Origin of the sequence: Micromonospora sp. NPDC049645, assembly GCF_040675155.1 — a bacterium.
Taxonomy (GTDB): Bacteria; Actinomycetota; Actinomycetes; order Mycobacteriales; family Micromonosporaceae; genus Micromonospora.
Window position 1 is genome coordinate 105,200 of the sequence record NZ_JBFAOI010000009.1, and the last position, 13,658, is coordinate 118,857.

Annotated in this window: 11 protein-coding genes; 5 read left to right on the forward strand and 6 right to left on the reverse strand. The window is 72.9% G+C overall.

Annotated elements, in window-relative coordinates; genetic code table 11:
- Positions 1-376 precede the first annotated feature (376 nt).
- Positions 377-1,780 carry a HAMP domain-containing sensor histidine kinase gene (locus AB0J33_RS20930; protein ID WP_363615675.1) on the reverse strand — a complete coding sequence of 468 codons (1,404 nt, stop codon included), beginning with the start codon at positions 1,778-1,780 and terminating at the stop codon, positions 377-379.
- 29 nt (positions 1,781-1,809) lie between these two features.
- Positions 1,810-2,499, reverse strand: coding sequence for a response regulator transcription factor (locus AB0J33_RS20935; protein ID WP_030489108.1), 690 nt, complete (start codon positions 2,497-2,499; stop codon positions 1,810-1,812).
- Positions 2,500-2,572: 73 nt separating this feature from the next.
- Between AB0J33_RS20935 and AB0J33_RS20940 the strand changes: the two genes are divergently transcribed.
- A complete protein-coding gene (locus tag AB0J33_RS20940) occupies positions 2,573-3,496 on the forward strand; it encodes an ADP-ribosylglycohydrolase family protein (RefSeq protein WP_363615676.1) in 924 nt (307 codons plus the stop codon).
- 282 nt (positions 3,497-3,778) lie between these two features.
- Here the strand turns inward: AB0J33_RS20940 and AB0J33_RS20945 are convergent, their stop codons facing one another.
- Positions 3,779-4,882: a DUF1775 domain-containing protein gene (locus tag AB0J33_RS20945; protein WP_363615677.1), complete on the reverse strand. Its 1,104-nt coding sequence runs from the start codon at positions 4,880-4,882 to the stop codon at positions 3,779-3,781.
- A gap of 188 nt (positions 4,883-5,070) precedes the next feature.
- Between AB0J33_RS20945 and thrS the strand changes: the two genes are divergently transcribed.
- A complete protein-coding gene (gene thrS / locus AB0J33_RS20950) occupies positions 5,071-7,080 on the forward strand; it encodes a threonine--tRNA ligase (RefSeq protein ID WP_363615678.1) in 2,010 nt (669 codons plus the stop codon).
- A gap of 236 nt (positions 7,081-7,316) precedes the next feature.
- Here thrS and AB0J33_RS20955 read toward each other — a convergent pair whose 3' ends face one another.
- Entirely contained in the window at positions 7,317-8,045 is a 729-nt protein-coding gene (locus tag AB0J33_RS20955) for a D-Ala-D-Ala carboxypeptidase family metallohydrolase (RefSeq protein ID WP_363615679.1), read from the reverse strand.
- A gap of 189 nt (positions 8,046-8,234) precedes the next feature.
- On the opposite strand from AB0J33_RS20955, the gene AB0J33_RS20960 reads away from it, so the two are divergent.
- Complete coding sequence (locus tag AB0J33_RS20960; protein WP_196930193.1) at positions 8,235-8,747, forward strand: HIT domain-containing protein; 513 nt, start codon at positions 8,235-8,237, stop codon at positions 8,745-8,747.
- Between the two features lie 49 nt (positions 8,748-8,796).
- On the opposite strand, the gene AB0J33_RS20965 is transcribed toward AB0J33_RS20960, so the two are convergent.
- Positions 8,797-9,279 (reverse strand): hypothetical protein, encoded by a 483-nt coding sequence (locus AB0J33_RS20965; RefSeq protein WP_363615680.1) that lies wholly within the window; start codon positions 9,277-9,279, stop codon positions 8,797-8,799.
- 99 nt (positions 9,280-9,378) lie between these two features.
- Here AB0J33_RS20965 and AB0J33_RS20970 point away from each other — a divergent pair, with 99 nt between their 5' ends.
- Positions 9,379-10,431 carry an aldo/keto reductase gene (locus AB0J33_RS20970; protein WP_363615681.1) on the forward strand — a complete coding sequence of 351 codons (1,053 nt, stop codon included), beginning with the start codon at positions 9,379-9,381 and terminating at the stop codon, positions 10,429-10,431.
- Positions 10,432-10,610: 179 nt separating this feature from the next.
- On the opposite strand, the gene AB0J33_RS20975 is transcribed toward AB0J33_RS20970, so the two are convergent.
- Positions 10,611-12,767, reverse strand: coding sequence for an elongation factor G-like protein EF-G2 (locus AB0J33_RS20975; RefSeq protein ID WP_363615682.1), 2,157 nt, complete (start codon positions 12,765-12,767; stop codon positions 10,611-10,613).
- Positions 12,768-13,016: 249 nt separating this feature from the next.
- Between AB0J33_RS20975 and pgsA the strand changes: the two genes are divergently transcribed.
- Entirely contained in the window at positions 13,017-13,646 is a 630-nt protein-coding gene (pgsA, locus tag AB0J33_RS20980; RefSeq protein ID WP_363615683.1) for a phosphatidylinositol phosphate synthase, read from the forward strand.
- Positions 13,647-13,658: the final 12 nt, after the last annotated feature.

The window sequence follows — 13,658 nt, forward strand, 5'->3', positions numbered from 1 at the left end:
CGCTCAGCTGCGCGCCCCGGACGGCTACGCGGCCCGGCTAGCTGTTCACCCCGGGCGGCTGTTCGGCCCGGCTAGCTGTTCGCCCCGGGCGGCTGTTCGGCCCGGCCGGTCGCTCGGGGCGTGGCTACGCGGGCCGGGCCCTGGGCTGGGCGGGTCGGGTCGGGAGAGCAGGGCGCGCGGCGGGAGCGTGGGTGTGGGGGGACCTGAGACTCCCGCCGCGCGCGCGGCTCCACCGGCCGTGGGTGCGTGCTGCGCTCGGCCGGTGGAACTGGTGGGTTCGTGCTGTGATCCTGTCAGCTCACGGCCGGTCCGACGCGGTCGTTAACCGCGATCTAAGGAAGACTTGCGCCGGCGCACAGCCCCGGCGTCGACCCGGTCAGTCGTCGGTGGGGCGCTGGCGGGGCCAGCGACGTCCACTGGACTTCGTGTCCCGGGCATCGCGGGCCATCCGACCCACCAGGCCGAAGCGGCTTACCTGCCGAGGCGTCGCCTCCGGGTCGGCGAGCAGCATCACCACGCTGGCCCCGCCCAGCCGGGCGCGGTCGATGCTCACCGACCCGTTGGCCTGCAACGCCACCCGCTTGGCGATGTCCAGGCCGAGCCCGGTCGAGCCCTGGTCGCTGGCGCCCCGGCGCAGCGCCCGGTCCGGGTTGGCGATGCCGGGGCCGGCGTCGTCGATCCGGATCGCCACATAGCCGTCGCGCCGGGACACGGCCACCTCGAACGCGGTGCCCTGCGGGGTGTACCGGAAGACGTTGCCGATCACCGCGTCCAGCGCGGCGGCCAACTCGGCGCGCGGCACCGGCGCCGGAATGCGCAACTGCGCGCCGTTGACCCGGTGCGGCCGGTTCTGGTCGCCCGCGAGGGCCGCCCAGAACACCATCCGGTCCCGGACCACCTCGCTGACGTCGCACATCGCCGGCCCGGCCTCGTGCGCCACCGCCTTACGGGTGGTCTTGATCAACACGTCGATCTCACCCTCCAGGGTGACGATCGCCTGTCGGATCCGCCGAATGCCGCGCAGCCGGTCCAGCTCGGCCGGGCTGAACGACCCCACGCTGGTGTCGTCGGACTCCAACGCCTCGGCGTCCAACCGCAGCACCGTCAACGGGGTACGCAGACGGTGCGACAGGTCGGCCACCAACTCCCGCTCGTCGGTGCGGGCGGCGTCCAGCCGGTCCGCCATCCGGTTGAAGGCGTACCCGGCCTCGGCCAGCTCACGCGGACCGGTCGGCTCGACGCGTACGCCCAGGTCGCCGTCCCCGATGGAGAGCGCGGCCTTGACCAGACCCCGGGTCGAGTCCACCGCACGGGCGGCGACCCGGTCGACCACCAGCACCGCCGCGCCGGTCATCGCCGCGCCGACCGCGAGCAACAGCAGCCAGGTGCCACCGGCGCCCTCGCCGAGCGTCGAGTCCGGCAGGAACACCTCGACCACGGCCGTCCGGTCACCGAGGACGACCGGGTCCAGCCGGAGCACACCCCCGTCGACGTCGACGACCACCGACTGCCGGTCGGCGCGGGCCCGTTCCAGGTCACTGCCACCGGCCCGACCGGCGGACTCGTCCAGCCCCAACCCGTGCACCACCGGCCGGGTGGGGGCGCCCTCCGCGCTGGCCACCACGGCGCGCTCGACGACCGCCGGGTCGGTGCTCACCGCCAGCGCGCCGGTCACCAGCGCGCTGCGCCGTGCCGCGTCGGCGATCGCCTCGTCCCGGCTCTGCTCGCGCAGGCTGAGCCCGAGGGGAATCAGGAACGCGAGCGCGACGAGACTGCACATACCGGCCGTGAGCAGGGCCAGCGCGGTCCTCAGTCCGGTGCCACCAGCCGGAACCCGACCCCCCGCACGGTGCGCAGGTAGCGCGGCTTCGCTGCGGACTCGCCCATCTTTCTGCGGAGCCAGTACAGGTGAACGTCGATGGTCTGATCCTCGCCGACCGATGGCTGCCGCCATACCTCCTCCAAGAGTTCCCGGCGGGACACTACCCGCCCAGGTCGTGCGGCGAGATACGCCAACAGGTCGAATTCCTTGCGGGTGAGCGCCAGCGGCTCCCCGTCGAGCTGGGCGCTGCGCTCGCCCACGTCCACCCGCAGCCCGCCGACGCTGTGCACCGCGGGCTGCACCGTCCGACTGGCCCGGCCGGCCCGGCGCAGCACGGTGGTGATCCGCGCGTCCAGGTGCGCCCCGGTGAACGGCTTCACCATGTAGTCGTCGGCGCCGGCGCGCAGCAACTTGACCACCGACTGCTCGTCGTCCCGGGCGGTGGCGATGATGATCGGAACGTCGGTGATGCCGCGCAGCATCCGCAGCGCGTCCGAGCCGTCCAGATCGGGCAGGCCGAGGTCCAGCACCACCAGGTCGGGTGTCTCCGCGGCGACCCGACGCAGGGCGTCCAACGCCGTACCCACGGCGTGCACGGCATGCCCCCGGTCGGTGAGGGACCGCAGCATCGCGCCGCGTACGACGTGATCGTCTTCGACCAGGAGCACGGAGGCCACGACAAGACCGTACTTGGCCTGGCAAGTTGATCGCGTTGCGACGTGCCTGCCGACCGGGCAAGCTGGTACGACGATGTCGTTCACCCTGTTCGCCGATGCCCGCCTGGCGCTCGCCCGGGACAGCCTCGCCGGTCTCTCCACCGGCGACGCGCTCGGCGCGCAGTTCTTCCTGCCGGGGCCGGCGGCCGAGGACTTCGCCGCCGGCGGCGCGCTGCCACCGGCACCCTGGGAATGGACCGACGACACCGAGATGGCCTGCTCGGTCCTCGCCCAACTGGCCGACTCCGGCGGCGTCGACCGGGACCGGCTGGCGCTGTCCTTCGCCGAGCGGTGCGCTCCGCGCCGAGGCTACGGCGCGGGCGCGATGCTGATCCTGGAGCTGATCCGCACCGGCACCCCGTGGCCACTTGCCGCCGCCTCCGCCTTCGACGGGCAGGGCTCCTGCGGCAACGGGGCGGCGATGCGGGTCGGTCCGCTGGGCGCGTACTTCGCCGACTCGACCGCGCGCGCCGCGGCGCAGGCCCGCGCCTCCGCCGAGGTGACGCACGCGCACCCGGAGGGAATCGCCGGTGCCGTCGCCGTAGCGGTCGCTGCCGCGCTGGCGGCCCGGGCCCGCCTCGACGGGCACCGGCCAGCACCGGAACGGCTGCTCGCCGGGATCGCCGCCGCGCTGGACCCGGGCACCGAGGTGCATCGGGGCGTACACCGGGCGGCCGGGCTGCTCGGCCGGCCGCTTCCCCGGGTGGTGGCGGCGCTCGGCAACGGTTCCCGAGTGACCGCCCAGGACACCGTCGGGTTCACCCTCTGGGTGGCCGCCACCCATCTCGACGACTATCCGACGGCGATCCGGACGTGCGTGCGCGCCGGTGGGGACGTGGACACCACGGCCGCGATCGCGGGCGCGGTGGTGGCCGCGTACACCGGCGTCGGCACCCCGGGCGGGGTGCCCGAGTCCTGGCTGTCCGCCCGCGAGCCGCTACCGACCTGGCTCCCCTGACGCCGAGACGGACCTGGCCACCCGGGCTGTCCCGGCTGTCGTGCCCGCGCGGTCTGCTGTGCTCGCGCGGCCGCCCTGGGCTGTCCCGGCTGCCGGGCTCGCGCGGTCTGCCGTGCTCGCGCGGTCGGAGTTGGCCGTCCGCGCAGCGATCAACTCGGCTTCCTGCAAATCGGGGCGTCCGCGCGGCTCGGTTGCCGCGGTTTCCGGAAAGCCGAGTGGATCACCGGCAAATCCGGCTGTCCGCGCGGCTCTGATGCCGCGATTTCCGGAAAGCCGAGTGGATCACCGCGATGCCGCGGAAACAGCGGGCGTCGCGTCCGCCGGGCGCGGGTCTACCTGCCGCGGGTCTACCGGGCGCGGGTCGGCAGGCTGCGCGTCGGTCGAGGTCCGGTCGGCGCTCGCTGCGGTCCTGTCCGCGTGGCCGGTGGTCTCGGCGAGCGTCGTGGCGTCGTTCGCCCGGCCGGCCGTCGCGGTGGGCTGCGCGGCCGTGTCCGCCCGGCCCGTTATCTCGGCCAGGGTGGCGGCCTCGTCTTGCGGCGTCTCCGACGTGGCGGTCTCGTCCGGGTCGCCGGTGACCTTGGCGAGTGCGGTGGCCTCGTCCGGGTCGCGTCGGCGCCACCGGCTGACAAGCCAGCCGATCGCCGCGCCGCCGCCCAGCCCGGCCAGCAGACCGGCGGCCAGCATCCCGTCCGCGTTGCCGGACTCCTCGTCGGCGCCGCCCGCACCGCCGCCCGTGTCGCCGTCGACACCGCCGCCCGGGGCGCCGTCGGCACCGTTGCCCCCAGCGGCCGGTGCGCCGGCCGCCGGTGCGCCGTGGCCGCCGCCGTGGGTGGCCGGCCCGGCGGCGCCCGGGGCCGCCGGCAGCAAGGTGAGCGTCGGGGCCCGGTGCGGGCCGGTGGCGTCCGCCCACCTGATCACCGTGCCGTCGGCGTACGTCTGGACGACCTCGAAGGTGAGCCGCTCCGCCTGGGGCATCGGCCCCATGGACAGCGCCAACCGGGCCGGACCGGGGCCGCTCTCACCGACCCGGACCCAGGTCACCGCGGTCGTCACCGTGCTCACACCGGAGGAGTGGATACCGGCCACCGGCTTGTCCAGGTCGCGGGAGCTGATCCGGGGCGCCCACCCGTCCACCGACATCGGGTAGACCTCGGCGATCGGCGCGTCGGTCGGCAACCGGACCTCGATCCGCGTGGTCTTCGTGCCGGTCCGCTCCTCCGGGACGCTGAACTCCAGGCGTACGGCGTCACCCTGCCGCGCCTCGGTCGGGGTGGTCGTGACGTCCGCCGCGTACGCCGCGCCAGGCCAGAGCAGCAGCCCGGCGGCGGTCACCGCGGTCGCCGCCCCGATCCGCCGCCGGCGGCCACCGCCGTCCGTGCTCGCCATCTCGTGCCCCCATCCGTGTCGACGCGGCCGGCACCGGTTCCGGCCACACCTTCTAGTTCGGCTGGCGGGCGCGAAAGGTTCAACGCCGGCGGTAACGAAGGTGCCGTTCCCGGTCGGGGGCGGGGCGACCGATAGCATCGGCAGGAGCCGAGGATCGGCACCGTTTCGTACCGCTTGGAGGAGTCACCGTGTCCGCACCCCGTACCCCCGCCGTGGCCGACCCCGTCGTCGTCGCCGCCGGGACCACGGCGGCCGACGCGGTGGCCGCGGCCGGACTGCCCGCGAACGGCCCCAAGGCGATCGTCGTGGTCCGCGACCCGCAGGGCCAGCTGCGCGACCTGGACTGGTCGCCGGCCGAGGAGACCGTCGTCGAGCCGGTCAGCCTGGACTCGCCCGACGGGCTCAACGTGCTGCGTCACTCCACCGCGCACGTCCTCGCCCAGGCCGTGCAGGACATCTTCCCCGAGGCCAAGCTGGGCATCGGCCCGCCCATCGAGAACGGCTTCTACTACGACTTCGACGTCGACAAGCCGTTCCAGCCCGATGACCTCAGCAAGCTCGAGAAGCGCATGCAGGAGATCGTCAAGTCCGGGCAGCGGTTCCGTCGCCGCCGCTTCGGCAGCCTCGACGAGGCGCGCTCCGAGCTGGCCGACGAGCCGTTCAAGCTGGAATTGATCGAGGTCAAGGGCGAGGGTCTGGACACCGACGAGGTGATGGAGGTGGGCGGCGGTGAGCTGACCATCTACGACAACCTCGACGCCAAGGAGGACAAGGTCTGCTGGTCGGACCTGTGCCGGGGTCCGCACCTGCCGACCACCCGACTGATCGGCGCGTTCAAGCTGATGCGCTCCGCCGCCGCATACTGGCGGGGGTCGGAGAAGAACCCCCAACTACAGCGGGTGTACGGCACCGCGTGGCCGACCCGTGACGAGCTCAAGGCGTACCTGAAGCTGTTGGAGGAGGCCGCCCGGCGCGACCACCGCAAGCTCGGCGCGGACCTGGACCTGTTCAGCTTCCCCGACGAGATCGGCTCCGGCCTCGCGGTCTTCCACCCCAAGGGCGGCATCATCCGCCGCGAGATGGAGAACTACTCGCGGCAGCGGCACGAGCAGGCGGGGTACGAGTTCGTCAACACCCCGCACATCTCCAAGGCGCAGCTGTTCCAGACCTCCGGTCACCTGCCGTACTACGCGGACACCATGTTCCCGCCCATGCAGCTGGAGGGCGCGGACTACTACCTCAAGGCGATGAACTGCCCGATGCACAACCTGATCTTCAGGTCGCGCGGGCGGTCGTACCGGGAGCTGCCGCTGCGGATGTTCGAGTTCGGCACCGTCTACCGGTACGAGAAGTCCGGCGTCGTGCACGGCCTGACCCGGGTCCGGGGCCTGACCCAGGACGACTCGCACATCTACTGCACGCGTGAGCAGATGGCCGGCGAGTTGTCCACGCTGCTCAGCTTCGTGCTCGACCTGCTGCGCGACTACGGTCTGGACGACTTCTACCTGGAGCTGTCGACCCGCGACGACTCGCCGAAGTTCATCGGCGCCGACGAGGACTGGGCGGAGGCCACCGAGGCGCTGCGCACCGCCGCCGCGACCTCCGGCCTGGAGCTGGTGCCCGACCCGGGCGGCGCGGCGTTCTACGGGCCGAAGATCTCCGTGCAGGCCCGCGACGCGATCGGCCGGACCTGGCAGATGTCCACCATCCAGGTGGACTTCAACCAGCCGGAGCGGTTCGGCCTGGAGTACCAGGCCGCCGACGGCAGCCGGCAGCGGCCCGTGATGATCCATCGGGCGCTGTTCGGGTCGATCGAGCGGTTCTTCGGGGTGCTCACCGAGCACTACGCGGGCGCGTTCCCGGCCTGGCTGGCGCCGGTGCAGGTGGTGGGCATCCCGATCCGCGAGGACCACACCGACTACCTGCACGGCTTCGTCGCGGCGCTGCGCGCCGAGGGCATCCGGGCCCAGGTGGACGCGGGTGACGACCGGATGCAGAAGAAGATCCGGACCGCGCAGCAGCAGAAGATCCCGTTCATGGTGATCGCCGGCGACGACGACGTGGCCGCCGGGACGGTCTCCTTCCGCTACCGCGACGGCTCCCAGCGCAACGGGGTACCGGTCGCCGAGGCGGTGACCCACGTGCTCGACGTGGTCAGCTCGCGGACCAACATCGGCCCCTCCGCCGCCGCGGAGTAGCCGGACCGCCCTGTCCCGGTCCGCGTGGCGCCCGCGTGCTGTCCGCGTGCTGTCCGCGTGGCGTCAGCTCGACGCATGATCGCGCTCGATCGAGGAAGTAGTGGCCTCCGACATCGCGGAGGCCACTACTTCCATGTACGAGCGCGATCTTCGCCAGGCGCGCTCTTTGTCGGGCGCGGTCTCTGTCTGGTTCGATCTTCGCCAGGCGGGTGACTCCCGGGGGTGACGCCCTCGGGTCAGATGCCGCAGTTCGGCGCTGACCAGCCGCCGACTGCCGCCACGTGGGTGTGGTCGTTGTGGTCGGGGTAGCCGGGGCCGAGGATCTGCCCGAAGCCGTGGTTGCGGGCCTGCTGCGCGAGCCGGCAGAACGACGGGGATCCGACCAGGTCCACCCCGTCGCCGTACAGGTGCCGGCTGTTGGACGCTCCGCCGACCGCGCTGTTGCAGGCGTAGCTGCGGAAGCTGCTGCTGATCGCGATGGCCACGTCACCGAGGGCGTGCCGCATGGCCTGGAGTTTCCACATCGAGACGAGCGCGTTGAACCGGGCGGTGCTCGCCGAGACCGCGCCCCCGGACCAGTCGCTGTTGCACTTGTTCAGCTCGGGGTAGCTGAAGTTGACCGGTGTGCAGTCGTCGTCCTGGAGGGCGTAGAGCCGGTTGAACGTCTGCGGGCCGGCGATGCCGTCGGCGGGCAGCCCGTACGCCTGCTGGAAGCGGATCACCGCCGATCGGGTGGCCGGGCCGTACGCGCCGTCGATGGTGAGCACCGCGCCGTAGCCGGGGTAGCCGGCGACCCGGATCTGGAGTTGTCGGACGTCCTCTCCGGACGCCCCCTGGGACAGGGTGCGTCCCCAGGTGTAGCAGCCGTCCGCCTGGGCCGCGCCGGCGGTGAGGGTGACGCCGGCCACTGTGGTGGCGGCGGTCAGCGCAAGTGCCGCGAGGAACCTGCCGAGCCGTCGGAACATGGAGCCCTCCATCAATGAATGGAAGTACGTGGATGCATGGAAGTTTCAGGCTTCGGCATTGATCCGTCAAGAACTTGCAGCAATCGGTTTTCCTGACGGCGGGTGTCGCGGTGCGCCGAGGCCGCTCCGTAGGATCGGCTCGTGACAGGGGCGGAACGGCACACGGACATCGACGCCGTGGCAGACGGCATGGCGGACGGCCTGGAGCGGCTCTGGACGCCGCACCGGATGACCTACATCTCCGGCGAGGACCGCCCGGCCGAGGGCTACGAGAAGCCCACCGGCTGCCCGTTCTGCCGGGGGCCGAAGCTGCCGCCGGAGGAGAGCCTGGTGGTCGCCCGTGGCGAGCACGTGTTCGTGGTGCTCAACCTCTACCCGTACAACCCGGGGCACCTGCTGGTCTGCCCCTACCGGCACGTCGCCGACTACACCGACCTGGACGTGCCGGAGACCACCGAGCTGGCGTCGTACACCCAGACCGCCATGCGGGTGATCCGCAAGGTCAGCAACGCCCACGGCTTCAACCTCGGCATGAACCAGGGCGGGGTGGCCGGCGCCGGCATCGCCGCGCACCTGCACCAGCACGTGGTGCCGCGCTGGGGTGGCGACGCGAACTTCATGCCGGTGATCGGCCGCACCAAGGTCCTGCCGCAGCTGCTCGGCGACACCCGCGATCTGCTGGCCCGCGCCTGGCCGTCCTGACCGCCGCCGGCCGCGCCGCGCCGGCTGCCCGACGCACGCCTCCCTCCGGCTAGTCGGCGCGCAGCAGCGGGGTCAACTCCGACCAACTCTCCACCCGGTGTACGCGCGGCAGCAGCGCGGCGTGCGCGGCGACCTGCGCCGGGCGGGGTCGGAACAGGTAGCGGTGCGGCACCGAGTCGAGGTAGCCGAGCACCTCCGGCTTGTCGTCCACGAAGTGGGTCAGGCCGAGCCGCCGGGCGATGGGCGCCTTGTCCGGTCGGGTGCGGCAGAAGTGCACCCGGTGCGCGGCGATCCCGGTGCGTGCCGCGAAGTCGTGGTGGGCCAACCACTCCCGGGTCCGCCGCTCGGTGTCCTCCCCGCACTTGGACACCAGGTGCACCTCGTCGAACGTCGGTCCGAGCGCCGCCAGCGCGTCGAACGCGCCGTCGACGGCGGGGGTACGTAGGTAGTGCGCGCCGAAGAACGAGGTGTCCGCGTCGTCGTCCGCCGGCTCGATGATCACCCCGCCGATGTCCACACCCAGCCGTCGCATGGCGCCGATCATGCCGCACCGTGACCGTCGCCGTGCGCCCGCGTGTCCGCTCCGCGGATCTGCTACGCCCCGACCCGGTGGAGGTGGCACGATCGGCCGATGGCAGTCACGACACGGACGTTGGGGCGCAGCGGCATCGAGGTCAGCGCCCTCGGCATGGGGTGCTGGGCGATCAGCGGACCCTGGGCGGAGGGCGCGCAGCCGCTGGGCTGGGGCGCGGTCGACGACGACGAGTCGGTGCGGGCGGTACGCCGGGCGCTCGAGGAGGGCATCACCCTCTTCGACACCGCCGACACGTACGGGGCCGGGCACGGCGAGCGGGTGCTCGGTCGGGCGCTCGCCGGTCGTCGGGACGATGCCGTGATCGCCACCAAGTGGGGTTACACCTTCGACGAGGCCAGCCGACAGGCCACCGGCGAGGACGCGTCACCCGCGTACCTGCGCAGTGCCGTGACGGCCTCGCTGCGCCGGTTGGGCACCGACCGGATCGACCTCTACCAGCTGCACCTGGCCGATCTGCCGGTGCCGAGGGCGCAGGCGCTGATCGGGACCTGCGAGGACCTGGTGGCCGAGGGCCTGATCCGGGCGTACGGGTGGAGCACCGACCGCCCCGACCGGGCCACCGCCTTCGGGCACGCCGGCGCCACCGCCGTGCAACACACCCTGTCGGTCCTGCGCGACGCCCCCGAGCTGCTCGCCGTCTGCGACAAGTACGACCTGGCCAGCATCAACCGGGGGCCCCTCGGCATGGGGCTGCTCACCGGCAAGTACTCGGCCGGGTCGACACTGCCCCGCGACGACGTACGCGGGTTGGCCCCGGGCTGGTTGGAGTGGTTCCGGGGTGGCCGGCCGGCACCGGAGTGGCTGCGTCGGGTCAGCGCGGTCCGGGACGCGCTCACCGCCGACGGGCGCACTCTCGCGCAGGGCGCATTGGGCTGGATCTGGGCGCGCAGCGGTCGCACCATCCCGATCCCGGGCTGCCGTACGGTCGCCCAGGTCGAGGAGAACGCCGCCGCGCTGCACCGGGGCCCCCTGCCGGCGGACCAGTTCGTCGAGGTGGAGCGGCAACTCGCCGCCGTGCGCACCGCCGCCCTCCGCGACGCCGACCGCCCCCACTGGCCCCGCCCCACCCACCCCACAATCCACCCGTAAACCCACCCCCCGCCGACCCGCCCGCGCCCGCCTCCGTCCCCGCCCGCGTCCGTCCCCGCCCGCGTCGATCATGGAGTTGTGGTGCCCCGCAAATCGGGCGTAGACGTGTCTTCCGCCCACCACAACTCCATGATCGACCCCGGGGGCGGGGGCGGGGGCGGGGGCGGGGGGCGGGTGGGTTAGGGGGTTTGTTCCTTGCGGGTCTGGTCGGCCAGGTGGGCGGGCATGGGGTCGTGGCGGACAAAGTGGCGGCGGAAGGTGCCGGTGCCGGCCGTCATGGAGCGCAGCTCGACGGCGTACCGAAGCAGTTCGGTGGCCGGGACCTCGGCGCGCACCAGGGTGCGGCCCTCGGCGTCCTCGTCCGGTTCGGTGCCGAGCACCCGGCCCCGGCGCCCGGACAGGTCGCCCAGCACGGTGCCCACCGAGCCGTCGGGCACCCGGATGGTGACCTCGTCGATCGGCTCCAGCAGGGCCGGCTGGCCGCGCTCGGCGGCGTCGCGCAGCGCCAGCGCGCCGGCGGTCTGGAAGGCGGCGTCGGAGGAGTCGACGCTGTGGGCCTTACCGTCGACCAGGGTCACCCGCAGGTCCACCACGGGGTGACCGGCGGTCAGGCCGCGTTCGAGCTGGGCGCGGACGCCTTTCTCCACCGACGGGATGTAGTTGTGCGGCACCGCGCCGCCGACCACCCGGTCGACGAACTCGAAGCCACTGCCGCGGGGCAGCGGCTCCACCTCGATGTCGCAGACCGCGTACTGACCGTGGCCGCCGGACTGCTTGACGTGGCGGCCGTGCCCCTTCGCGGGCACGGTCAGCGTCTCGCGCAGCGACACCTTGACCGGCTCGGTGTCCAGTTCGACGCCGCCGGCGCGTAGCCGGTCGAGCACCACGTCCGCGTGTGCCTCGCCCATGCACCAGAGCACCAGCTGGTGGGTCTCCGGGTTGCGCTCCAGCCGCAGCGTGGGGTCGCCGGCGACCAGTCGGGCGAGGTTGCGGGCCAGGGCGTCCTCGTCGGCGCGGCTACGGGCGACGATCGCCACCGGCAGCAGCGGCTCCGGCATCTCCCAGGGGGCGATCAGCAGCGGCTCGTCCTTGGTCGAGATGGTGTCGCCGGTCTCGGCGCTGCCCGACTTGGTGATCGCGCAGATGTCGCCGGCCACGCAGAGCGACACCTCGCGCAGGGTCGCGCCCAGCGGGGTGTAGATGTGGCCGACCCGCTCGTCGGCGTCGTGGTCGGGATGCCCGCGTTCGGCCAGGCCGTGCCCGGAGACGTGCACGGTCTGGTCGGGGCGCAGCGTGCCGGAGAAGACCCGGACCAGCGAGACCCGACCGACGTGGCGGTCGACGGTGGTCTTGACGACCTCGGCGACGAGTGGCCCGGCCGGGTCGCAGGTCAGCGGCGGACGCGGCGAGCCGTCCACCCCGGTCACCGCCGGCAGCTCGTGTTCCAGCGGCGACGGGAACGCGGCGGTCAGCACCTCCAGCAGCACGTCCAGCCCGACACCGGTCTGGGCGCAGACCGGCACCACCGGATAGAAGTGACCCCGGGCGACGGCCTTCTCCAGGTCGTCGATCAGTACCTCGGTGCTGATCTCCTCGCCGTCGAGGTACCGGTCCATCAGGGTCTCGTCCTCGCTCTCGGCGATGATCCCCTCGATCAGCTCGTTGCGGGACTCGTCGATGGCCGGCTGGTGCTCCGGGTCGGGGTCGCGGATGTCGGCGGGCAGCCCGGCGGTGTAGTCGAAGACCCGGCGGGTGATCAGGCCGAGCAGACCTTCGGTGGAGACCCCGTCGTCGCCGAGCATCGGCAGGTAGAGAGGCATCACGTTGTCGCCGAAGAGGCGTTGGCAGAGCGCCACCGTCTCGTCGACGTCGGCGCGCGGCTGGTCCAGGCGGGCGATCGCGACCGCGCGGGGCATGTCGACGGCCGCGCACTCCTCCCAGAGCGCGACGGTGGCCGCGTCCATGCCGCCGGCCGCCGAGACGACGAAGAGTGCGGCGTCGGCGGCCCGCAGCCCGGCCCGCAGCTCGCCGACGAAGTCGGCGTACCCGGGGGTGTCCAGCAGGTTGACCTTGATGCCGTTGTGCAGCAGCGGTGCGCAGGACAGGCTCACCGAGCGTTGTTGGCGTACCGCCGCGGGGTCGTGGTCGCCGACCGTGGTGCCGTCGACCACGGTGCCGGCCCGGCCGATCGTGCCGGTCGCCGCGAGCAGGGCCTCGACCAGGGTGGTCTTGCCCGCCCCGGAGTGCCCGACGAGCACCACGTTGCGGACCCGCTCGGGTTCGGTCACCACCGGCGTGCCGCCGGTGGAACCCTTGTCTTGACTCTTCTGCGCCATGGGGCGCACCTCCCTCAGCCGGTGGTGGTGGCGACCGCCGCGCGACGGGAAGCGGCCCGGGGCGAGTGCGCGGCGATATCCTCCGGTGGTCTGCTGCACAGCGGGAACGGGACGGGCGGACGGGTGAGCTGGCTCACCTTCCGGCTCGATCTCACACCCGTTGCCGGACAGGCACAAGCCTCCCCCGGGCGGGTCGGCGGTACCGTCCGTATCGCCGGAGCTGGGCGGACCGTTATCGTGGGGACCGCCATGGCGAAGATCTTCCAAGTGTCGGCCCGCGCGGGGATGACCCGCGTCGTCGAGCCGATTGCCCGCGCCCTGCTGCGCGCGGGCGTCACCCCCAATGCCGTCACCGTCGCGGGCACCGTTGGTGTGCTCGTCGGCGCGCTCGGCTTCGGTGCTCGCGGCCATCTGGTCGCGGGCGCGTTGATCGTCACCCTGTTCGCGCTCACCGACCTGCTCGACGGGACGATGGCCCGGATGAGCGGCGGCTCCACCAGGTTCGGCGCCTTCCTCGACTCGAGCATGGACCGGGTAGCCGACAGCGCCGTCTTCGGCGCGGTCGCGTACTGGCTCGCCACGCAGGGCCACCACTCCGGGGTGGCCGCCGCGCTGGTCTGCCTGGCCGCCGGCAGCCTGGTCTCCTACGTGAAGGCCCGCGCCGAAGGGCTCGGCATGACCTGCAACGTGGGCATCGCCGAGCGCACCGAGCGGCTGCTGATCGTCGGGGTCGGTGGCATCCTCACCGGCGTCGGTGTCGATCCGGCGCTGGAGATCGCGCTCTGGCTGCTGGCCGCCGTGTCGATCTTCACGGTGGGGCAGCGGATGACGCACGTCTACCGCCAGGCCCAGCAGCTCCAGCCGGACGGCCAGGCGTGAGTGGGCTGCCGG